This is a genomic window from Bacteroides sp. (assembly GCF_028690125.1).
In the GTDB taxonomy this organism is placed as follows: Bacteria; Bacteroidota; Bacteroidia; order Bacteroidales; family Bacteroidaceae; genus Bacteroides.
The window spans coordinates 24928-47745 of record NZ_JAQVBV010000009.1 but is presented as its reverse complement, the minus strand read 5'-3'; the positions used below and the strand labels follow the sequence as shown (position 1 = coordinate 47745).

Annotated in this window: 17 protein-coding genes and 1 pseudogene; 12 read left to right on the top strand and 6 right to left on the bottom strand. The window is 37.9% G+C overall.

Annotation, left to right across the window (positions count from 1 at the left end; translation table 11 throughout):
* Positions 1-103: 103 nt before the first annotated feature.
* Positions 104-793: a Crp/Fnr family transcriptional regulator gene (locus PHO71_RS08035; protein ID WP_300201440.1), complete on the bottom strand. Its 690-nt coding sequence runs from the start codon at positions 791-793 to the stop codon at positions 104-106.
* A 208-nt stretch (positions 794-1001) separates the two neighbouring features.
* Between PHO71_RS08035 and PHO71_RS08030 the strand changes: the two genes are divergently transcribed.
* The gene (locus tag PHO71_RS08030; RefSeq protein ID WP_300201437.1) at positions 1002-1829 is read left to right on the top strand and encodes an MBL fold metallo-hydrolase; all 828 of its coding nucleotides are present in this window, start codon (positions 1002-1004) and stop codon (positions 1827-1829) included.
* A 9-nt stretch (positions 1830-1838) separates the two neighbouring features.
* A complete protein-coding gene (locus PHO71_RS08025; RefSeq protein ID WP_300201432.1) occupies positions 1839-5102 on the top strand; it encodes a S41 family peptidase in 3264 nt (1087 codons plus the stop codon).
* Between the two features lie 129 nt (positions 5103-5231).
* Here PHO71_RS08025 and PHO71_RS08020 read toward each other — a convergent pair whose 3' ends face one another.
* The gene (locus tag PHO71_RS08020) at positions 5232-7616 is read right to left on the bottom strand and encodes a PAS domain-containing sensor histidine kinase (protein ID WP_300201430.1); all 2385 of its coding nucleotides are present in this window, start codon (positions 7614-7616) and stop codon (positions 5232-5234) included.
* A gap of 29 nt (positions 7617-7645) precedes the next feature.
* Positions 7646-7771: pseudogene (locus tag PHO71_RS08015) on the bottom strand (HAD family phosphatase); the annotation flags it as partial.
* Between the two features lie 214 nt (positions 7772-7985).
* On the opposite strand from PHO71_RS08015, the gene PHO71_RS08010 reads away from it, so the two are divergent.
* Both PHO71_RS08010 and PHO71_RS08005 read left to right on the top strand, forming a co-directional pair.
* On the top strand, positions 7986-9623 hold the full coding sequence (locus tag PHO71_RS08010; protein ID WP_300201427.1) for a hypothetical protein: 1638 nt from the start codon (positions 7986-7988) through the stop codon (positions 9621-9623).
* A 218-nt stretch (positions 9624-9841) separates the two neighbouring features.
* Positions 9842-10474: a hypothetical protein gene (locus PHO71_RS08005; RefSeq protein WP_300201425.1), complete on the top strand. Its 633-nt coding sequence runs from the start codon at positions 9842-9844 to the stop codon at positions 10472-10474.
* 122 nt (positions 10475-10596) lie between these two features.
* Here the strand turns inward: PHO71_RS08005 and PHO71_RS08000 are convergent, their stop codons facing one another.
* The 3 genes from PHO71_RS08000 to PHO71_RS07990 form a co-directional block, all read right to left on the bottom strand.
* Positions 10597-12357 carry a 1-deoxy-D-xylulose-5-phosphate synthase gene (locus PHO71_RS08000; protein ID WP_300201422.1) on the bottom strand — a complete coding sequence of 587 codons (1761 nt, stop codon included), beginning with the start codon at positions 12355-12357 and terminating at the stop codon, positions 10597-10599.
* 249 nt (positions 12358-12606) lie between these two features.
* Positions 12607-13503 (bottom strand): AraC family transcriptional regulator, encoded by an 897-nt coding sequence (locus tag PHO71_RS07995; protein WP_300201419.1) that lies wholly within the window; start codon positions 13501-13503, stop codon positions 12607-12609.
* A 38-nt stretch (positions 13504-13541) separates the two neighbouring features.
* Complete coding sequence (locus tag PHO71_RS07990; RefSeq protein WP_300201416.1) at positions 13542-14453, bottom strand: AraC family transcriptional regulator; 912 nt, start codon at positions 14451-14453, stop codon at positions 13542-13544.
* Between the two features lie 341 nt (positions 14454-14794).
* Here PHO71_RS07990 and PHO71_RS07985 point away from each other — a divergent pair, with 341 nt between their 5' ends.
* From PHO71_RS07985 to PHO71_RS07950, 8 genes are all read left to right on the top strand, one after another.
* A complete protein-coding gene (locus PHO71_RS07985; protein ID WP_300201414.1) occupies positions 14795-16000 on the top strand; it encodes an MFS transporter in 1206 nt (401 codons plus the stop codon).
* Between the two features lie 158 nt (positions 16001-16158).
* The gene (locus PHO71_RS07980) at positions 16159-17190 is read left to right on the top strand and encodes an alpha/beta hydrolase (RefSeq protein ID WP_300201411.1); all 1032 of its coding nucleotides are present in this window, start codon (positions 16159-16161) and stop codon (positions 17188-17190) included.
* Between the two features lie 12 nt (positions 17191-17202).
* A complete protein-coding gene (locus PHO71_RS07975; protein WP_300201409.1) occupies positions 17203-17784 on the top strand; it encodes a cyclophilin-like fold protein in 582 nt (193 codons plus the stop codon).
* A gap of 5 nt (positions 17785-17789) precedes the next feature.
* Positions 17790-18488 carry a flavodoxin family protein gene (locus PHO71_RS07970; protein ID WP_300201406.1) on the top strand — a complete coding sequence of 233 codons (699 nt, stop codon included), beginning with the start codon at positions 17790-17792 and terminating at the stop codon, positions 18486-18488.
* 23 nt (positions 18489-18511) lie between these two features.
* Positions 18512-19378 carry a DUF3737 family protein gene (locus PHO71_RS07965; protein WP_300201404.1) on the top strand — a complete coding sequence of 289 codons (867 nt, stop codon included), beginning with the start codon at positions 18512-18514 and terminating at the stop codon, positions 19376-19378.
* The gene (locus tag PHO71_RS07960) at positions 19375-20547 is read left to right on the top strand and encodes a MalY/PatB family protein (RefSeq protein ID WP_300201401.1); all 1173 of its coding nucleotides are present in this window, start codon (positions 19375-19377) and stop codon (positions 20545-20547) included. Before PHO71_RS07965 ends, PHO71_RS07960 begins: the two co-directional genes overlap by 4 nt.
* Before the next feature lie 59 nt (positions 20548-20606).
* The gene (locus tag PHO71_RS07955; RefSeq protein WP_300201399.1) at positions 20607-21521 is read left to right on the top strand and encodes an EamA family transporter; all 915 of its coding nucleotides are present in this window, start codon (positions 20607-20609) and stop codon (positions 21519-21521) included.
* 57 nt (positions 21522-21578) lie between these two features.
* Positions 21579-22727 (top strand): aldo/keto reductase, encoded by a 1149-nt coding sequence (locus PHO71_RS07950; protein ID WP_300201396.1) that lies wholly within the window; start codon positions 21579-21581, stop codon positions 22725-22727.
* The last annotated feature ends 91 nt before the right edge of the window (positions 22728-22818 follow it).

Here is a 22818-nt window from a genome sequence, read left to right as displayed (position 1 = left end):
ATAAAATAAGTTCGTACTATTCTTATCCTATATAGTACTTATGATTAAAAAGTGAATGTGTTTATTTAAAGTGAGCTATCTGTAAATATAAATAGTAGTGAAACTAAATATATTTTTCCAAAGTTGCTTTTTCCAGAATTTCTATTCGTTTTCCTTCCATTATAATTAGCCCTTCTCTAATCATTTTATTAATTTCTTTAGATAAAGCAGGACGTGTTACGTTCAAGTATTCGGCAAGTTGAGACTGCGTATGCATAATATTTACGACCAAAGAGTCTTTTTTCTTATGTTCAAATAGGTAAACGATGAATCTTTCCCGAACGGTCTTCCGTGAAAGAGGTTTTAAGCGGGACACCGTACAAATATTGCAATTTCCTGCGATACAGAGAAAATTATGTAGCACTTGAGGGTCTTCGCTTATAACTTTAAAAGTGGATTCTTTAGTAGCCATCAGTACGATGCTATCTTCAATAGCTGTAAAAGTAGCAGGGAGCATATTGTTTGGATTAAAGAGGTGAGGAGTGGCAAAAGTACGTGGAGCTATAATGTATTCAATCATCACTTCATTTCCTAATCCGTCGATGATATCAGCACGCAATTTCCCTTCTAATAAAACATAAAGTTTGTTGCAAGGTGTACCTTGCATGACCACGATTTCCTTTTTGTCTGCTTTATATACCACAAAATCTAGTTTATCAAGCAATGAGTGCTTAATATTTAGAGGTAACTCCTGGAAAAGAGGAATCTGAAATAGCTTTTCTTTATGACAATCGGTCAATGAGATTTTTTTCATTCTTTTGTGATGTTCGTATCATTGCAAATATATAAATTATATGCGGGTAGAAAAAAAAATTCCTTTTTTAAAAATGAAAGATTTAAATGGCCAAAGGGGAAACTTCATTTATTTTGAAGTAATTACTTATTAGTTGTTTGTTCTACCATAGAATTATCATAATTTTGTAGCAGAACTCTTTATTTTATATTATTCAAACAGCAAAATTATGGGCTATAGAATAACCACCCTTGTAGAAAATTGTGTATATGGACATAAATTGCAAGCTGAACATGGCCTTTCTCTTTATATCGAGATATCCGGTTACCGCTTGCTTTTTGATACAGGTGCATCGGATTTATTCATACGCAACGCCCGTTTGTTACATATTGATCTGCAAACAGTGGATTATTTAATTCTCTCTCATGGGCATAGTGACCATACGGGAGGATTACATTCTTTTTTAAAGTTGAATAGTCGGGCGACGGTTATTTGCAAACAAAATATTTTCTCTCCGAAGTTTAAAGATGAGCGTGAAAATGGAATTAAATATGTACATAGATTTGATATCAACCGCTTTCGTTTCATTGATGAGCAGACAGAACTTGTTCCGGGAGTTTTTCTATTTCCAACTATTGAAATTATAGATCAGGAGGATACTCATTTTGAGCATTTTTGGGTGCAGCAGGAAGATGGTCGTAAAATACCGGATACCTTTCAGGATGAATTGGCCATGGCTTTGGTTGATTCGAATAGGCTTTCCATTATAAGCGCGTGTTCCCACCGTGGCATTACCCATCTATTGAGGACTATACGAGCTGTATTTCCCGAACTGCCATGTAATCTGCTTCTAGGTGGTTTTCATATACACAATGCGGAAGAACAGAAATATCGGGTGATTGCGGATTACTTACGGAATTATTTACCTCACCGAATAGGGATTTGTCACTGTACAGGAGTAGATAAATTCGCTTTCTTTTGTAAAGATTTTAATGACAGAGTGTTTTATAATTATACGGGAAAAATTATTCAGACTGACTTAAATAATAATATATAATCTATTCACATGAAGAAACTGATAGCATGTTTATCATTTGCACTGACAGCATTGTCGGGTTATGCTGATACTCCCTTGTGGATGCGTGATGCACGTATTTCACCGGATGGAGCAGTAATTGTATTCTGTTATAAAGGAGATATTTATAAAGTTGCTACGAAGGGAGGTACGGCTGTTCAACTAACAACACAATCGTCCTACGAAGCCAACCCGATATGGTCCCCCGATGGGAAAAAGATTGTGTTTGCTAGTGATAGGAATGGTAATTTTGACCTTTTTATAATGTCTGCCAATGGAGGGACTGCTCAACGACTTACTAGTCATTCTGCTTCTGAAATTCCTTCGGCTTTTACTTCCGATGGTAAGTTTGTACTTTTCTCAGCTTCTATTCAAGACCCTGCAAGTAGTGCTTTGTTTCCATCCGGAGCAATGACGGAATTATATAAAGTCTCTGCACAAGGAGGACAGACGGAACAAGTGTTGGCAACTCCTGCCGAACGGGTTTGTTTTGATAAAACGGGTAATAGTTTTCTGTATCAGGATCAAAAAGGTTTTGAGAATGAATGGAGAAAACATCACACTTCTTCCATTACGAGGGATCTTTGGTTGTACGATGTTCGGACCGGAAAGCATACGAACCTGACAAATCGGGAAGGAGAAGACCGCGACCCGGCTTTTGCTCCGGATGGAAATTCTGTTTACTTTTTGAGTGAACGTGACGGAGGATCGTTTAATGTCTATTCTTTTTCCTTGAGTGATTATCAGAAAGTGAAGGCTATTACGGACTTTCGTACACACCCGGTACGTTTTTTGTCAGTGAGTGATAAAGGAACTTTATGTTATACATATGATGGGGAACTTTATACGCAGGAAGCGAATGCTCGCCCGAATAAAGTAATGGTTGAATTGGTTCGTGATGATGAACCACAACTTGCTTCCCTGAGGTTTTCTCAGGGAGCTACTTCTGTCAGTGTATCAGCGGATGGAAAACAAGTCGCTTTTATTGTGCGTGGCGATGTTTTCGTTACATCAACAGAATATGGTACCACCAAACAAATCACAAATACCCCAGTGAGTGAGTCGGCTGTTTCCTTTGCTCCGGACAATCGAACATTGGTTTATGCTAGTGAACGGGATGGGAACTGGCAGCTTTTTACAGCTAAAATAGCCCGTAAAGAAGAAGTTAATTTTCCTAATGCGACTCTTATTGAAGAGGAAGTATTACTTCCATCGAAAACAGTAGAACGTACTTTTCCTCAATATTCGCCGGATGGTAAAGAGTTGGCTTTTATTGAAGACCGTATCCGATTGATGGTGCTTAATCTGGAAACAAAAAAGGTACGTCAAGTTACCGATGGCTCAACATGGTTTAATACAGGTGGTGGTTTTGATTATGAATGGTCGCCCGATGGTAAATGGTTTACCCTTGAATTTATTGGAAACCGTCATGATCCTTATTCGGATATAGGTATTGTTAGTGCTCAGGGTGGAGATATCACTAATCTGACTAATAGCGGATATATCAGCGGTTCTCCACGGTGGGTACTTGATGGAAATGCAATTTTATTCCAGACCGAGCGATATGGCATGCGTGCACATGCTTCCTGGGGATCACAACAAGATGTTATGCTGGTATTTTTAAATCAAGATGCTTATGATCGTTACCGCCTGAATAAAGAGGACTTTGAACTTCTTAAAGACTTTGAGAAGGAGCAGAAAAAAGCGAAGGAAAAAGATAAGGAAGGAGACAAGAAAAAGGACGAAGATAAGGAGAAGGATAAAACCGAAGAAAGAAAGGATGATAAAAAAGATATTGTTGTAGAACTTAATGGGATTGAAGATCGTATTGTACGTCTTACACCTAATTCTTCTAATTTGGGTAGTGCCATTCTGTCGAAAGATGGAGAAAACCTTTATTATTTCTCGGCTTTTGAAGAAGGGTATGATCTGTGGAAAATGAATCTTCGTGAAAAGGATACAAAACGTTTACATAAGCTGAACTCCGGATGGACATCTTTAATGTTGGATAAAGATGGGAATATATTCTTGTTGGGTAGTAGAAATATGCAAAAGATGGATGCTAAGTCGGATGCCCTGAAATCAATTAGTTATCAGGCTGAAATGAGGATGGATTTGGCAGCTGAACGGGAAGCTATGTTCGACCATGTGTATAAGCAACAACAAAAGCGCTTTTATAATATCAATATGCATGGAGTGGAGTGGGATAAAATGACTGCTACTTATCGTAAATTTCTTCCACATATCGACAATAATTATGATTTTGCAGAATTGTTAAGTGAATGGTTGGGTGAACTTAACGTATCACATACCGGAGGACGCTATTATCCGAAAGGTAATGGAGATGTGACTTCTAATCTGGGTTTATTGTTCGACTGGAATTATCAGGGAAAGGGAATACAGATTGCCGAGATCATTGAAAAAGGTCCGTTCGATCATTCTCGTACTAAGGTCAAAGCCGGATGTATAATAGAAAAGATTAATGGCGACGAGATTACTTCTGATAATAATATAACTAATCTACTGAACAATCAGGCCAGGAAGAAAACATTGGTTTCAATTTATAATCCGCAAAGTAAAGAACGCTGGGATGAGGTGGTGATGCCTATTACGAGTGGACAATTAAACGGATTACTATATGATCGATGGGTAAAACAGCGTGCAGCAGATGTTGAAAAATGGTCGAACGGACGATTGGGATATGTTCATATTGAGTCTATGGGAGATGATAGTTTCCGTACTGTTTATTCGGATATCTTAGGCAAGTATAATAATTGTGAGGGAATTGTGATTGATACCCGTTTCAATGGCGGCGGTCGTCTGCACGAAGACATTGAAATCCTTTTCAGCGGACAGAAATACTTTACTCAAGTAGTTCGTGGACGTGAGGCCTGTGATATGCCTAGTCGTCGTTGGAATAAACCTTCTATTATGTTGCAGTGCGAAGCTAACTATTCAAACGCCCATGGTACTCCTTGGGTGTATAATTATCGTAATATAGGCAAACTTGTCGGAATGCCTGTTCCCGGCACAATGACTAGTGTATCTTGGGAAACTTTGCAAGATCCTTCATTAGTTTTTGGTATTCCTATTATAGGGTATCGTTTGCCAGACGCCAGTTATTTGGAAAATAGCCAATTGGAGCCGGATATCAAAGTAGCTAATAATCCGGAAAAAGTGGTTAAGGGTGAAGATACACAATTGAGAGCAGCTGTAGATGAACTCTTAAAAGAGGTAGACGGATTGAAAAAGTAGAATCTCATTTTACGAATCTTTATACTATATCTGTAAGGTGTGGATTTTGCCGAATTCTCTTTTGAGCCGGTAGAATCCACACTTGGTATTTATTAAAAGATTAGTCTGTTTGTGCGTTTTTTTACTTTTCTAATACTCGCAAAACCTCTTGTTCTTGTGGCTCTCTTTCTTTGCTAAAGATAGAATTATGGTAAAGCAGCTACCTTTCCCAACTTCTGAATGTACTTCTATTCGTCCTGATAGTTTCTCAATAATGACCTTACATATAGGAAGTCCGAGTCCACTTCCTTGTCCAAATTCATCACTTTTATAAAAACGGTTAAAAATCATCATAAGTTCCTTTTTGTCAATCCCTTTGCCACTATCTTTCACGTAGATGGAGACCTCATTATGTGCCGGGCCTATTTCGCATCCCAATGTAATATTTCCATTCCGGGTAAACTTGTTCGCGTTATTCAAGAAGTTAGAAATAACCTGGATGAGACGTGAACGGTCTATGTTTACAGGCAAAGTAACTGTTTCATCCAAATCAAGATGGAACTGCAAGCAAGATTGGATTAATGGCTTATATTTATAGTATATTTCTTTGATAATTTTTGTCACATCCCATTCTTTTATATCAAAATCCATGTTACCGGAATCTAAATGGGATATTTCCAATACATCATTAATGAGCTTTAAAAGTAATTCATTATTATGGTTAATAATCTCAAGCATACTTTTCTTTTCATCCTGATCTATCTCGTCGCCACTTTCTACCAGTAAATTAGTGAATCCCACAATGGCATTAAGTGGAGTACGAATTTCATGACTTATGTTATTGAGAAATGATTGTTTCAATTCAGCTTTCTCTGCTATTTCCTTAGCTAAAATTAGTTGGTGTTCACGTTCTACAAGTTCTTGAATATTTTGCATAATACCAACTAGCATCATTTCACCTTGTGCATCTGTCAGGCTACGGTATCGGAACTCATACCATTGATAGCCATTTTTATCATTGAAACAGAACCGTATGCGTTGTATTTGTATGCTTGGAGACTTGTGTAATGTTTCGTGAAAAGATTTTAATGGTTGAAAATCGTCAGGATGCACATACTTAAAGAAATCAGTTTGTGTGAACCGTCGTTGCTCCAACCCTGTCAGGCGAACAAAAAGATCATCAAACTCGATTTCTCCCATATGCATATTCCAAAGTGAAATTTGACCTCCATCTGTAGAAAGAGTCAAGCGCTTATGAGCTTTCTGAAGAATCTTTAGATTTTTTTGTTCTATCAGCGAACGTCGGTAAATACGTAGCAATATAATAGATATAAGGATAAATGCAAGACTGAATAATCCGATAAAAAAATAAAGTTCCTTACGGTAGCGATCATGAAAAGAATAATTAATAATACGTACGTTAGAAGATGCATTCTTAATGTCATAATCGGTGTAAATTGAAAAATAAGTCCAGTCTAACACATATTCTTTTTCTAAATCTCTTATTTTAATTATACCAATCTTGTCTTTATTAAATAGCCGAACTGCCAGATCGACCGCAGTTCGGGCGGAGATTTCTTTAGTAGCCATATAACCTCCTACAATCTTAGTTCCTTCTCCAAATCCTTTGTCTGAACAGCTAAAAGAAGGTATATTTAAAGCATTGACTATCGGAAGTGCTGCTAAATCGAATTTGTCGAGTAAAAACACTCTTTTCTCTTGGTCTGATTTTAATTTATCCATCATAGAAAGTAAAGAATTGTTTTTAATGTATTGAAAAGGATAGAGACTAATGATTAAATCTTCCTTTTTATTATGATTAGTTACTGCCGGCATCAGACAATAATACTCAATCATTTTTCTTATTTCTTTATAATCACGTTCAATGGTAAATGCTGATTGGGGACTTAGAAAACGTACGTTTTTTCTATCAACAATATGGGTTAATAAGTCAAAGGATTGACGTGCAAGTGGAGTTAAATCAATGTTATAAATAATTTCTATACTTTTTTGGGGTTGCAGTGATTTGATAAATTCGATATTACGTTTAAAGTCCGGAGAGTCACGTAATACATATATTTTTCTGGTCTTATATTTTTCAAGGAGTTTTTCATCAGGAAAATGTACATTACAAGCTATTACCGGAATGGAGGAAAGAAGCCGGTGTCCGGTTAATAATAAAGCGTTGGTAGATTGATCACCTACTGTCAGGATAAGATCTGCCGGTTTGTTCTTGATATTTTCAAGATACTTTCTCACATCTCCTATCTCTGTTTTTTGATCAGCTTTATTACAATCAAGATAAAATCTATTGAAAACCGGTTCAATCCCTTGCTTCCTGAATTCCTGCTTGATAAGTTCCTCAAATTTTTTATAGCCAATCTCATTCTCGGAGAAAGAATATATGAGAGAAATATATTTCTCTACCTTATTATTTGTCAAATACCACCGTTTAAAGTTGTATCCACATATAAAAGTGATTATCAGACAAATAATAATAAATATGTATTTATATTTTGGATAAACAAATTTCATAACTTAGTGAATCATGAGCAAAAATAGTTCTGATGATATCTGTCCAAGCGAGTATACGTATCTTTTACTCCTATTTCAATGAAATCCTGAAAATTTTTGTCGCGGTTCATATCTGCAATCATTCTACCCAAATCAAATACTATATTCTTTATCATATTAAACAGTTATTTTATGCTGCAAAGATAAGTTTAAACTGTAGATGAGCCACCATTATTTAGATTAGATTTACCGATTTCCATTTGTGGCATAGACATTTTCTCCTTCATTTTACTCTTCAGATACAATTTTATAAATATAATGGGAGATTGTAGTAAAATACATGGTATTTTGTAGCTTTGTACTTTTATGTGTAACGAAAGCAATTTGAATATGAGAAACACAATGTTTAAGATGGAAGTGATTCTATGCCTTTTGGGTACATTTATGCTATACAGTATTAACGTAACCGCTAATGTGCAGAAAGAAGATCTGTTCCCGATAAAAATAACCTTTGATCAACCCGGAGCACTTTATCATGCTAAAGAAAAAGGAACTGTTTTTATACAAGTGGAGGATTCCTGTAGGGAAGTGACATTGGAACTGTTGGATACAGATCGGAAAATATTGAGCCGGAAATCGTATTTTATGAATGAAAAAGATAATTCCACTATTTACTATCCGCTGAAACAAAAGAATCTTGGTTATTATACTCTAAAGGTGATTGCTACATCCGCAACCAAGACAGATACTCTCGAACAAGGATTTGGAATTATTCCGAACGTGACTCTCACAAAGAAAGACTGGGACTCTCCTTTTGGTATTTGTGGACATTACACCAGATATGATTATAAGAAATGGAAGATCGGAGCAGTGCAACAAAAGCTGGGCATTGCTTGGGTGCGTGATGAGAGTAATTGGAAGAAAGTTGTTGAAGATGGACTAAAAAGTGATCCTGATCTGGATTATTTGGATAGTCATCATATTTGCTGGCTCAATTTATTTGGATATATAAACTCATTTGACGGTGTACAGAATGAAAAAAATATCTGGACATGGGATGAGGATATATCTATTTTAAAGAAATATGTGGAATTAACTAAAGGACATTTCTCTGTGTTTGAGTCGCAAAATGAACCTAATAATTTTGGTGGATGGTCGAAACGTTGGCCACATCCTGAAGGACAACAGTGGCGGCCACAGGGTTGGGGAAAACCTTTTGCAGATCTTATTAAGCAGATGAGTGATTCAATCCGTACTATAGACTCATCCATTCAATTAATGTGGCAGGGTGAAGGGGAGTGGATTGAATATTTTGTAAATGAAAGAGGAGCTGCTTCTTACATTGATGTCATTGCTATTCATCCTTATGTTAATCAAAAAAGATATCCTGAAACAGAAAGGTTTGCATCGGGTTATTATAATGAAAATAAGAGTAAGCTGAGGGAGATGAAAGTACCCACAGAAATGTGGGTTACGGAAGTGGGGTGGAGTACTTTTAAGAGTAATGGAGAACCTAACCATTATGTACCTGTCACAGAATATGAGCAAGCTGCTTATTTGGTAAGAACTTATTTATTACATCTATATTATGGGGCCAAGAAGGTATTCTGGTATGAGATAGCCGACGAGCCCTTTGGATTTCATAACCCGGAATCTTTTTTCGGTATTCTTAGATTTAATGAGTCGCTTAGTGTGAAGCCGTCTGGCATCGCATATTCTAATATGATAAACAACTACAGATATGCTACTCCTATTGGTAAATATATAGGTTCGACCTATGGTTTTGCATACGATAACAAAGGAAAGACTCAAATGTGCTTGTGGGTGGAAAAAGAAAGTAAAGAAGAAACTTTGCACTTGCAACATACTAAAAAAATAATCGTGACAGATATTTTTGGAAGAGTACAAAAAATGAAGGTTGTAGATGGGAAAATAGTTATCACTGTCGGCTATTTACCCGTAACAATAACCGGGATTAATAAAACGGACTTTGAGGAATTGTATACTCCACGAATAGTGGTGGAGTAATAACGTATCACTTTATTTTTTTTATAGTTAGTTCAGAACCTATACTGAAATAGATATAATTATATGACGTAAATATTATTAAAATGAGGAATGGCACCCAAATAAGTAAATGTGGCAGCTATCTCTTTTATATCAGTTAGTGATTCACCGAAATGATTGCTTATGTTAGGAATTGTTTGTAACTTGCAGCCATTCTTTAATTTAAACTTATAACGATTATGAAATATCTAAACGTAATGGCGGGGATATGTCTGCTGGGGGTGGTTGCTTGTGCACCCAAACAAGTGAGTGTGAAGGGAGTGATATCTGATGCTACAATGAATACCTTGGCTATTGTTACTCAATCTGGTGATACTTTACAGTTCAGCACATTGAATGCTGAACGGGATACTCCAAACGGGATACTGCTAGAAGATACTGCTACGGTGTATTATAATGGAAGTTATACGAAAGGGATGTCAGCTACTAAAATAGCGGTTTCTTCACGTGATCAAACTCTTTTGGGAGGTGACCGTGACGAGCATGGATGTATCGGTTCGGCCGGATATGTATGGTGTGAAGTATTGAAAGATTGCATTCGTGTTTTTGAAAAAGGAATTCGTACGGAAGACGTGGATGGAAGTAATGCTTCTACTTTTATTGTTTTTAGTCCCGACTCTGCGCAAGTGGAACTTTTCTTTTCAAATGGTAACCCTAATGAAATTTTGGATAGGCGTAGCTTGCCTTCCGGTGGATCTGCTTGGAACGTAGAAGATGATGACACAAAGAATGTAAGAATCGAAAATGGTTTGTGGACCATCAGTCAAAGAGGGAAGTTGATTTTTAGTCAAAAAAAGGACGAAAGAAAATAGCTCTTCCTTATTATATTTCAGATTGAAAAAAACAGAGCGTCTTGTGGTAAATAGACGCTCTGCTTGGGAGTAATCAGAGGCTCTGTTTGCATGAGAGCTTCCAATCAAAAGTAATGAGTCGCTTATGGGATGAGGCTTTTGATATCTTCTACGATCTGTTTGTCAGTCAAATGGTTGGTAAGAAGTAGTTCTTGCAATTCGAAACGGTCTACGAATTCTTTTTTAGCTCCGTAATTGAGAACCTTCATATCCGAAGTTCCATAATAGCGGGCGATTTTCTCGCCGAAGCCTCCGTCCAGTACACCGTCTTCTAAAGTAATCACCAGCTTATGATCGATTTTTAACTCGTTCATAAGTTTGTCATCCACTCCTGTAATATAACGTGGATTGATCAGTGTAGCGTCAATTCCCGCTTTCTCTTTTAATAAAGATAATACGGACTTTCCCAATCCGAAAAATGAACCTAAAGCAAGAATAGCTACCTTCGAACCACGGTGAGTAACTTTATAACGATTGAGTTCACTATAATCAGTATCGACTGGCTCACCGCAGCTAATCACTTCCGTTGCCGGAACACGAATTGCTACCGGATGTTCATTTTGCCGGATACTCCATTCCAGCATGGAAAGATATTCCTCTTTGCAAGTTGGAGCTAAATAGACTATATTGGGAATATTGCTAATCAACGGAATATCGAAGAAACAAAGGTGAGTCACATCATTCATCCCGGATAATGTTCCCCAGAATACTAACAGTACCGCAGGATTATTGTTGATACAAAGATCCTGCGACAGTTGATCGTAGGAACGTTGAATGAACGTACTGTACACTCCGTAGACAGGCTTTCCTCCGTTGGCCGCAATGCCCGAAGCCAGTGCTACCGCATGTTCTTCAGCAATACCGACATCTACGAATTGCTTACCTGCTTCCAGACGACGGTCCGGAGTAAATCCCATGACGGTAGGAGTGCCCGAAGTGATTGCTACGACACGTGAATCTTCTTTAATCTTGTTCAACAAATATTGCGCGGTTACTTCCGAGTAGTCTTCTACCTGACCGTAATCAATGTTTGGTTCTCCGGTCTCTATATTGAACGGAACACGCCAATGATAAGTCTCTTTATCCTGTTCTGCACGCTCATATCCTTTACCTTTCAGGGTATTGATATGGACTACAATAGGGTGCTGTATATCTTTCACTGTAGAGAAAGCTATTATTAGAGCTTCCACATCGTTGCCATTTTCTACATACATATAATCAAGTCCCATCGCCCTAAAGAAATTGCACTCACATTGACCATTACTCTCGCGTAAAGCTTGTAAATTCTTATATAAACCTCCGTGATTTTCAGCAATAGACATCTGATTGTCATTAACGATAATAATCATGTTGGTTCCTAATTCCGCTGCATAATCTAACCCTTCGAAAGCCTCACCACCACTCAACGAACCATCTCCTATCACAGCAATAATGTTTTCATTGTCACCATTCAGGTCACGTCCCTTGGCTAATCCGCTCGCCAGACTTACAGAAGTAGAAGTGTGACCGATCACAAAAAAATCGTGTTTGCTTTCTTGCGGTTCGGTGTAACCGGATACCTTGTCATATTCGGCAGGATTGAGAAAAGCATCTTTTCGTCCGGTCAGCATCTTATGTACATAGCTTTGGTGTGACACATCAAATACTATTTTATCTTTCGGAGAATTGAATACATAATGCAAAGCAATCGTGGCTTCTACCATTCCGAAATTAGGTCCGAAGTGCCCTCCATGTTTGCTTAGCTTTTCTAATAGTGCACTACGAATTTCATCACTTAAATCATTCAGTTCTTTCACTGATAATTTTTTTACATCTTTTGGGGAATAAATATTTTCTAAATACATATCGGATAAAATTTTAAAAGTTTTCTTATTAAGTAACGGTACAAAGATACGGCAGGTTTAGAAGCTTGACTGTATATAGATTACAGGTTGTTTAACCCTAATTACTGGCGTTGAGTTAATAATTGCATTAAACTAAACAGAGATCCTTGTTCGGAAATTATATCGATGATTGGGGTAATAAAGTTAGTGAACCTATGAAACTGTTGAGTAGTCTTTTATTAATGTTTGATTAGTTTTCAATACAAAATACTAGCTTTGTGTAAGCCTGTACTCACTGGGAGAAATACCTGCCAGTTTTTTAAAAAGATGACTGAAATACTGTGTACTCGAGTATCCTAGCTTTTCCGCTACCATGCTGACAGTATTTCCTTGCTTTGATAGCATTCTCTTGGATACTTCCAACCGTTTTTCCTGAAAATACTCATAAATACTTTTTCCTGTTTCAAACTTCAAAACATCACAAAAGTAATGAGGAGATAAATAAAGTAAATCAGCACAATATGAAGCCGAAGGAAGTATATAACTTTCCAATTTACCGGATTGAATATATTCCTCTAATAAAGCATCAGTTTGTCCGATGATTACTTTATTTGCTTCGGAGCGCGTGATGAATTGGCGTTCGTAAAAACGGGAACAATAATCTAGCAGAAGTTCTATGTATCGTGAAATTAATGTTTTACTATGATAATCTATAGGATGTTGTAGTTCCTCTTTGATAGAGTACATGCATTCTATGACTTTTGTTTTTTCGCGTTGGGACAGGTGCAAAGCTTCATCCGGTTTATACGAAAAAAATGAATAGTTCTTTATGTTCTCTCCCAATGAAGTACGACTGAGTAAATCCGGGTGAAAAGCCAATAACCAGCCTTTGGTACAAACGAGTTTGCATTTATCTATTTCAATCGACTCTCCCGGAGTTAGGAAAACAATTGAGGCATTAGAATAATCATAGTATTTACGTCCATATAAAAAATCCTCTGCTTCTCCTTCTAGCAACAGAATAGTATAAAAGTCAAATTTAATGGTACGTTGGTTGAGATTAGTTTTCGATAAATCAATAACACTTACTAAAGGGTGTAGTGTTTTATTTCCAAGACAGCAATTGCATTGATGTACAGTCTCTATATTTAATACGTCTTTTTTCATAAGATTTCTATTTCCCAAGCTATGCTTAAAAACTTTAATCAAAAAAATGTGCTGTTTAGTGTTCTATATTCATTGGGGGTACAACCGACACGCTTTTTAAACAACCGGCAAAAATGTTGTGGGTATTGGAAACCTAATGCATAAGCTATTTGGCTAACTGTTTCATCTGTTTCTTTTATATGATCTTTTGCCAATTCGATGATTTTCTGCTGAATATGTTCCTGTGGAGTATTTCCGGTTTCTTTTTTAACCAGATCTCCGAAATAATTCGACGAAAGGCATATTTTATCTGCAAAATATTTTACGGAAGGCAATCCATCCTGTGTTGGCAAGTCACTTTGGAAATAATCATTTAAAAGTAGTTCGAATTTCGTGAGAGTATCTTTATTTACATCAGTACGTGTAATGAATTGCCTTTCATAGAAACGTATGCAATAATTCAGAAGCAGTTCTATATTCATAGCGATTAAGGATTTGCTATGTTTGTCAATAGCATGTTCAAGCTCGAGACTGATTTTCTCCAGACAATCCATTACTATACCTTTTTCCTGATCGGACAGGTGCAATGCTTCATTAACTGCATAAGAAAAGAATGTATAGTTTTTTATGGTCTTGCCTAAAGCAGTTCCACGGATTAAATCCGGATGGAAAACAACTCCGTAGACGGAAGGTCTTACTTCATCTTCCAATGTTTCTACGGTGACTGTCTGACCGGGAGCAAAACAAACAATCGTTCCTTCTTGATAATCATAGTATTTACGACCATACTTAATATCACAACTTTTTGCTTGTTTCAGAAAAAGCGCATACAGTCCGTAACTCATTTGAATATGGTTTACCAATCTGGTAGCCTTTGTAAGGTCGATGACACTTACCAATGGGTGCAATGTTTCGAGTCCATACAAGCTGTTGTACTGATCTACATTTTCTAATTTCGCTATCTTTTCCATAGACGTAAGTATTTGAACAGTAGCAAAGGTATGAATAAAAAACATATTTGATTGATGGTAAGGAGCGAATCGGTAATTAGGGTATTAAAATCTGTAATCTGTCTACAAAAGGACTATGTCTCGATGATCTTCGTCTATAACATAATGGATATATTGTTTATAGTATGACAGATAATATAAGATAATTAAGTATTGATTCTTAGAGAAAAACAAACAGGAGATAGGATAAAATTACAACTTCTGTAATTGAGGTAATGATGTCTGTAATATGTCTACTAAAATTCGCCATTGTTTTTCCGTACTTTGCAGTGAATAAATTAATGAATCAAATAAGGAAAGATATGATAAATCAAAAGAAACAATTAAAACCAAAATCAACAGGTTTGCTCGTCTTTATTCTTACGGTAGGTGTCTTTGGAATCATCAATACCGAAATGGGTGTGGTAGGTATTCTGCCATTGATAGCAGAAACCTTTCATGTAACAGTTCCGGAAGCCGGCTGGACTGTTAGTGTATTTGCACTGGTCGTAGCAGTATCGGCTCCTATCACGCCTCTACTTTTCTCTGGAATAAACCGGAAAAAGGTGATGTTGCTGGCATTGGGATTATTTACACTGAGTAATGTTATCTCCATGGTTACTTCCAACTTTACAGTGCTGTTGATAGCCAGAATTCTTCCGGCTTTTCTTCATCCGGTATATGTATCTATGGCTTTTACGGTGGCGGCGGCATCCGTTAGTAAAGAAGAAGCCCCCAAGGCTGTGTCTAAGGTATTTATGGGTGTGTCCGGAGGTATGGTTCTGGGTGTTCCCGTAACGAGCTTTATTGCCAGCGAAGTTTCTTTCTCGATGGCTATGCTATTCTTTACAGTTATAAATACGCTGGTTTTAATAGCAACTTTTGTGTTTTTGCCCTCCATGCCGGTCAAAGAAAGGTTATCTTATGGTACTCAACTCAGTGTATTGAAAAAAACAATAACATGGAATTCTATCATTGCTGTGACATTGATAAACGGTGCTATATTCGGATTCTTTAGTTATATGTCTGATTTCTTGAAAAATATAACGGATGTATCTTACAATATAATCACCACAATGCTGCTCATATATGGTGTAACAAATATTATTGGGAATCTTTTGGCAGGAAAAATGCTTTCCATAAATGCTCACCGTTGCATTATTATCATTCCTTTTGCACTATTAACTTCGTATATATGTCTGTTTACATTTGGTGAATGTATGGTGGCGATGGTAGTTATTATTCTTGTTTTAGGTGTTTTGGCGGGTATAGCCAGCAATAGTATGCAGTATATGATTATAGAAGCTGCACCTGAAGCTCCGGATTTTGCAAATGGGCTTTTCTTGCTGTCCGCCAATCTTGGGACGACAATCGGTACGGCTGTTTGCGGGTTGCTTATTACATTTCTTGGTACACGTTATTCAGTTCTTGGAGCACTACTTTCCCTTATAGTAAGTTTGATCTTTGTTTATGTGAGAGTTCGCAATTGGCAATATTCAAAGACCATTGCGGCAAATATTATAGTCTGATTATTCTTTTAAAGAGCAAGAATAAAGTAAAAACAACCTGATCTGTAATTTAGGTAATGATGTCTGTAATTTGTCTACAAAGAATGTCTTTTTCCTATCGTAATTTTGCAATGTAGAAAGTAGACAACCAATTTATTAATCACTAAAAATGAATGAATATGAAACGGATATTATCATTGGCAACTATATTGCTTATCTCGTTTGCTGTAAGTTTCGCTTTTGGCCAAACAGATGCGGATAATTTTTATAAAAGCGATCTGGTAAATGTAGAAAAAGTATTTTTTCCGAATCAGTACAAGATGAAAGTAGCAGGAAATCTTTTTTTGCCTAAGGATATGAAGAAGGGGAAAAAATATCCTGCAATCATCGTCGGACATCCGATGGGGGCAGTTAAAGAACAGAGTGCAAACCTTTATGCAATGAAGATGGCTGAACGCGGCTTCATAACTCTGTCTATAGATTTGTCCTTCTGGGGTGGGAGTGAAGGTGAACCGCGTAATGCTGTTTTACCGGAAGTATATGCAGAAGATTTCAGTGCTGCGGTAGATTTTCTGGGTACTCGTCCGTTTATCGAACGTAACAGCATTGGAGTAATCGGTATTTGTGGCAGTGGTAGTTTTGCGATCAGTGCTGCAAAGATAGATCCTCGTCTGAAAGCGATTGCAACGATAAGTATGTATAATATGGGAACGGCGAGCCGTAACGGATTGAAACATACTCTCACGTTGGAACAAAGGAAACAAATAATTGCTGAAGCTGCCGAACAGCGATATGTTGAATTTCTAGGCGGAGAGACTAAATATGCCAGTGGTACTGTGCATGAACTGACAGACAAATCTGCTCCGATAGAACGTGAATTCTATGAATTCTACCGTACACCACGTGGAGAAGTTACCCCTGAAGGTGCATCACCTCTGACTACTACACATCCTACTCTTACAAGTAATGTGAAGTTTATGAATTTCTATCCGTTTGCTGATATTGAAACGATTTCTCCCAGACCTATGCTTTTCATTACCGGTGAAAATGCGCATTCCCGTGAATTCAGTGAGGAGGCTTACCGGCTGGCTGCCGAACCGAAGGAATTGTATATAGTATCGGGTGCGGGTCATGTGGATTTATACGACCGTGTAAGTCTTATCCCATTTGATAAATTGGAGTCTTTCTTTAAAGAATATCTGAAACTGTAATATCTATCCATCATGAGACGCTTATTAATAATGACTTTCTTACTGATACTGGCTTTCTCGCTCAGTGCCGTATCGTGTAGCACGGATGGTCCCATTCCGGAAATAGGACAGCCGATAGTTCCTGATAGTCCGGACAATGGTAATAATGGGAACAATGATAATGGCAATAACGGCAATGGTAACAACGACGATGAAAATAATGACAATGATACCAATGAAGATAATAACAACAATAGTCCCATGAGTAACAGCCTTAAAATAACAGTTGGTTCGACCTCATTTAGTGCTACACTGGAAGATAACGTAGCAGCCAATGCTTTTAAAGCGTTACTGCCGATGACTGTGAATATGTCGGAAATGAATGGTAACGAAAAGTATTATTATCTATCCGAAAATCTACAGACCTCATCTTCCAATCCGGGAACCATACGTGCGGGTGACCTGATGCTTTACGGTTCATCATGTGTGGTACTCTTTTACGAGAGTTTTTCAACTTCCTACAGTTATACACGCTTGGGACATATCGACAAGCCTTCGGGACTGGCTTCTGCTCTTGGGGCGGGAAGTGTGACTGTGACTTTTGAATTACATTAAGAAACATGGAAAGAAGAAACTTTTTTAAGAATACATTGATAACAACAGGAAGTTTACTATTGGGTGGCGCAGTTATCCATCGTTTTCTGAATGATAAAGAACAGGTGGACAGCTCACTTCCTCCAGTTGTTGAGAAGATACATCAAGGGGATGGAAGAAATGTACTTGTTTTAATGAGTGCAGGAACAAGATTGGGTAACACTGACCGACTGACCGATGCCTATATCAAAGGGCTCGTGGAACGGGGGCATTCTGTTACAAAAGTTTATTTAGGCAGTATGCGGATAGAAGGATGCAGAGGATGTGGAGCGTGTCAGCGCAATGCTCGTCATCAGTGTGTAGTTCAGGATGGTATGCAGAAGTTATATCCATTATTTGAGGAATGTGATACAGTAGTAATGGCTTCACCTCTGTATTTCTGGACTATAACATCACGTCTGAAAGCTTTTATCGAACGACTTTATGCAATTTCTATCAACGACCAATACCCTTCAAAAAATACGGTACTGCTAATGACGGCCGGTGATGACAAGGAAACGACCTTTGAAGAACCCTTACGTTATTTCCGAATAATAAGTCGGGTGCTAGGTGATAATGAGAAAGGGACATATTGCGTCGGTGGATGTACCGGATGTGAAAAATTGGCGCGACAGATTGATAAGAAGCATTTGGATAATGCTTATGAAATGGGAATGGAATTATAAATAAATATCTAAACAAATTAATCATGGAACAAATTAGAAATAAAGAATATGCAGGTGAACGTCCTTTGTTTGCAATACACGACTTACAACTGGAAAATGTAACAATCCATACGGGTGAATCCGCATTGAAGGAATGTAGTAATATCATAGCGGTGAATTGCCGTTTTGAAGGTAAATATCCTTTCTGGCATAACAATGGCTTTATCGTGAAGAACAGTTTCTTTACAGAAGGTGCACGTGCGGCTTTATGGTACTCACAAAACTTACAAATGGTAGATACCGTAGTAGAAGCCCCGAAAATGTTTCGTGAAATGGATGGTGTCAAACTGGAAAATGTGCAGCTTCCCAACGCATTAGAGACTTTTTGGTCTTGTCGTAATGTAGATCTGAAAAATGTACAGATCGATAAAGCGGATTATCTGTTTATGTATGGTGAAAACGTCCGTATCGAGAATTACAGTCAGAATGGAAACTATTCATTCCAGTATTGTAAGAACGTGGAAATTCGTAATGCGGTCATCAATTCAAAGGACGCATTCTGGAATACCGAAAATGTGACCGTTTATGATTCGGAATTGAATGGCGAATATCTAGGCTGGCATTCACGTAACTTACGTCTGGTAAACTGTAAAATATCAGGAACTCAACCGCTTTGCTATGCACACGATCTTGTAATGGAAAATTGTACGATGGTTGAAGATGCTGATCTTTGTTTTGAGTATAGTAGTTTGCAAGCAACCATTAACGGTCCTGTACACAGTGTGAAGAATCCGAGAAGTGGAAGCATTATTGCGGAAAGTTATGGTGAAATTATTATTGATGGGAATATCAAAGCTCCCGGTAACTGTGAACTGAAATTATGGGATGATGCAACCTGTTTCAATCAATGAAGTACAATTTTGATGAAATAATTCCCCGTCGTGGCACTAATTCCTATAAATGGGATACTGCGAAAGAAGACGATGTTCTGCCTATGTGGGTGGCCGATATGGATTTTCGTACGGCTCCCGCTGTGGTGGAGACATTGCGCAGACGGGTAGAACATGGTGTTTTTGGTTATACGAAAGTACCTTCTGCCTATTACGAGGCAATAGTAGCTTGGTTTGCAAGGCGACATAGCTGGCAGATGAAGAAGGAATGGATTATTTATACTTCGGGTGTAGTTCCGGCATTATCTGCTATCATCAAGGCATTAACTGTTCCGGGTGATCGTGTCTTAGTACAAACGCCAGTATATAATTGTTTTTTTTCTTCCATTCGTAATAATGGATGTGAAGTTATAACCAATTCGCTTATTTATGAAGATGCAACCTATCGGATTGATTTTGAAGATCTGGAAAACAAAGCTGCCGATCCGAAGGTTAAACTGCTGTTGTTATGTAACCCGCATAATCCCACAGGAAGGGTTTGGACACGGCAGGAACTGGTACGTATCGGTGAAATATGTTTTCGGAATAAAGTAGTGGTAGTGGCGGATGAGATTCATTGTGAACTGGTTTTTTCCGGACATACTTATACACCTTTTGCTTCTATATCAGAGGAGTTTTTATTGCATTCAGTTACCTGTCTTTCACCAAGTAAGGCATTCAATCTCGCAGGATTGCAGATTGCAAATATAATTTCTGCGGATCAGGAAATGCGCCAGAAAATAGATAAAGCCATAAATATCAATGAGGTTTGTGATGTAAATCCATTCGGAGTGGAGGCTCTGATAGCTGCTTATAATGAAGGTGAAGAGTGGTTGGAAGAACTGACACATTATCTTTGGGAGAATTATAATTGTCTGAGAACATACTTCAACGAGCATCTTCCACAGTTTCCTGTCGTCATGCTGGAGGGAACTTATCTGGTCTGGGTGGATTGCTTGGCATTAAGGCAATCTTCCAGAGAGATAGTGAAAACTTTGTTGGAGGAAGAAAAACTTTGGGTGAATGAAGGGAGTATGTACGGCAAAGAGGGTGAAAGATTTATTCGCATTAATATAGCATGTCCCCAGAAGGTGCTGATTGACGGTTTAAAACGTTTAAAACGCTTGGAACTGGCTTTACGGCATCAATAATCTAATATCAATGAAAAATGCGTATTTGTACCGTGACGTAACCAAGTAAAAAAGAAAATATGGAAAGAGAACATAAAATTGACAGGAATCTAGTAGGTATTGTTATCGCTTATTTCCTAATCTATGTTGTTTGGGGGTCTACCTATTTTTTTATAGGTGTGGCTTTGAAAGATTTTCCTCCTTTTTTACTTGGTGCGTTGCGGTTTACTGTGGCTGGGATGATACTTCTCTGCATTTGTTACATACGCGGAGAACGGGTATTTAAAAGAAGTCTCGTAATGCGTTCGGCTGTGAGTGGAATTGTGCTATTGTTTATTGATATGGCGGTTGTCATGTTGGCACAGCGTTATGTGACGAGTAGTTTCGTAGCTATCATAGCTTCGTCTACAACTCTCTGGATTTTGTTGTTGGATGTTCCCATGTGGAAGCATAATTTCTGTAGCTTTTTCAGAATAGCGGGAGGCATGATCGGTTTTTCGGGAGTGGTAATGTTATATCTCGAACAGCTTAATTCGGACTTACTATCCTTTCACAGTGGATCAGGCTTTTTACTTTTGATTGTCGGATGTATCTCGTGGGCTTTGGGTACGTTGTATGCTAAATACCATTCTTCCCGTGAGGAAGAGGTGAATGCTTTTGCCGGTTCGGCATGGCAAATGCTTTTTGCTAGTGCAATGTTTTGGATATGTTCCGCTGTTAATGGAGATATGACAGAGGTTAATCTAAAAGAAGTGTCTACCGCAGGTTGGTTTTCATTAGCTTATTTGATTCTATTCGGCTCTTTGCTTGCTTATTCGGCTTATGTGTGGTTGCTGAAAATTCGTCCGGCTCTAGAAGTTGGCACTCATGCTTATGTCAATCCGTTTATTGCTGTGCTTCTAGGGATGTTTTTGGGGAACGAACATATTACGCTCATTCAAATATCTGGATTGTTACTTATTTTACTGGGAGTGATGTTGGTCAGCCGGAAATAAAATGAGTATATTTGTGAATTTATAATGAAATGGAATGATTTATGAAACTGAATAATCATGGAATATAGAATATTGGGAAATACCGGCTTATCTGTTAGTGTCATTGCGTTAGGATGTGAAGGTTTTATCGGCAAAAAAGAAGAACAAGTATGTTCAGAGATGGACTTTGCTATCAGTAAAGGGATTAATTTTATTGATTTGTATTCTTCTAATCCGGAGTTGCGTAGTCATATCGGGAAAGCATTGTCCGGTCATCGTCAGGATTTTATTATACAGGGACATTTATGTGCCACATGGGAGAATGACCAATATCTGCGGACTCGCAATATAGAAAAGACCCTTGCTTCTTTTGAAGACCAAATGACACGCCTACAAACTGATTATCTGGATATTGGCATGATACATTATGTCGATAGTGAACAGGATTTGCAGGATATTTTCGACGGTCCGATTATTCAACTGGCTTTACGTTTGAAACAGGAAGGCAGGATACGCTATATCGGATTGAGTAGTCATAATCCCGCTGTAGCTTTGCTGGCAGTAAAGAGCGGCCTGATTGACGTACTGATGTTTTCAATAAATCCTTGTTACGATTTGCAGCCGCCCAGTGAGAATGTGGACGATCTATGGGCAGATGAAAACTATGAACGTCCAATGCGGAATATTGCTCCCGAGCGAGAAAGACTTTATGAACTTTGTGAAAAAAGAGGTGTCGGGCTGGATGTGATGAAAGTCTATGGAGGCGGGGATTTGCTTAGTGAAAAGAATTCTCCGTTCGGTAAGGCAATGACTCCGGTGCAATGTTTAGAATATGCTTTGACTCGTCCGGGTGTGGATGCTGTGATGGTAGGCTGCAAAAGTTGTGAGGAAATACAGGCGGCTGTTAATTGGTGCGTTGCGACCAAAGAAGAAAAAGACTATACTCAAGTAATGTCCGGCATGGATAAGTTCTCGTGGCAAGGGCATTGTATGTATTGTGGGCATTGCGCTCCTTGTTCCGTCGGTATTGATATTGCAAGTGTGAATAAATACTATAATCTGACTAATGCTCAAGATGAGATTCCGGAAACGGTACGTGAACATTATAAAGTGCTTACACATCATGCTTCGGAATGTATTGGATGTGGTCAATGCGAGGCAAACTGTCCGTTTGGAGTTTCCATTATCCAACAAATGCAAATGGCAGTGGAAAGATTTGGATATTGATGATTATTTAGTTTTCTATGTTTTTATTTGTGTAGCGATAAGTATAGAAAAATCAGTGGTCCATCCCTATATAGTAGAAAATGTTTTATGA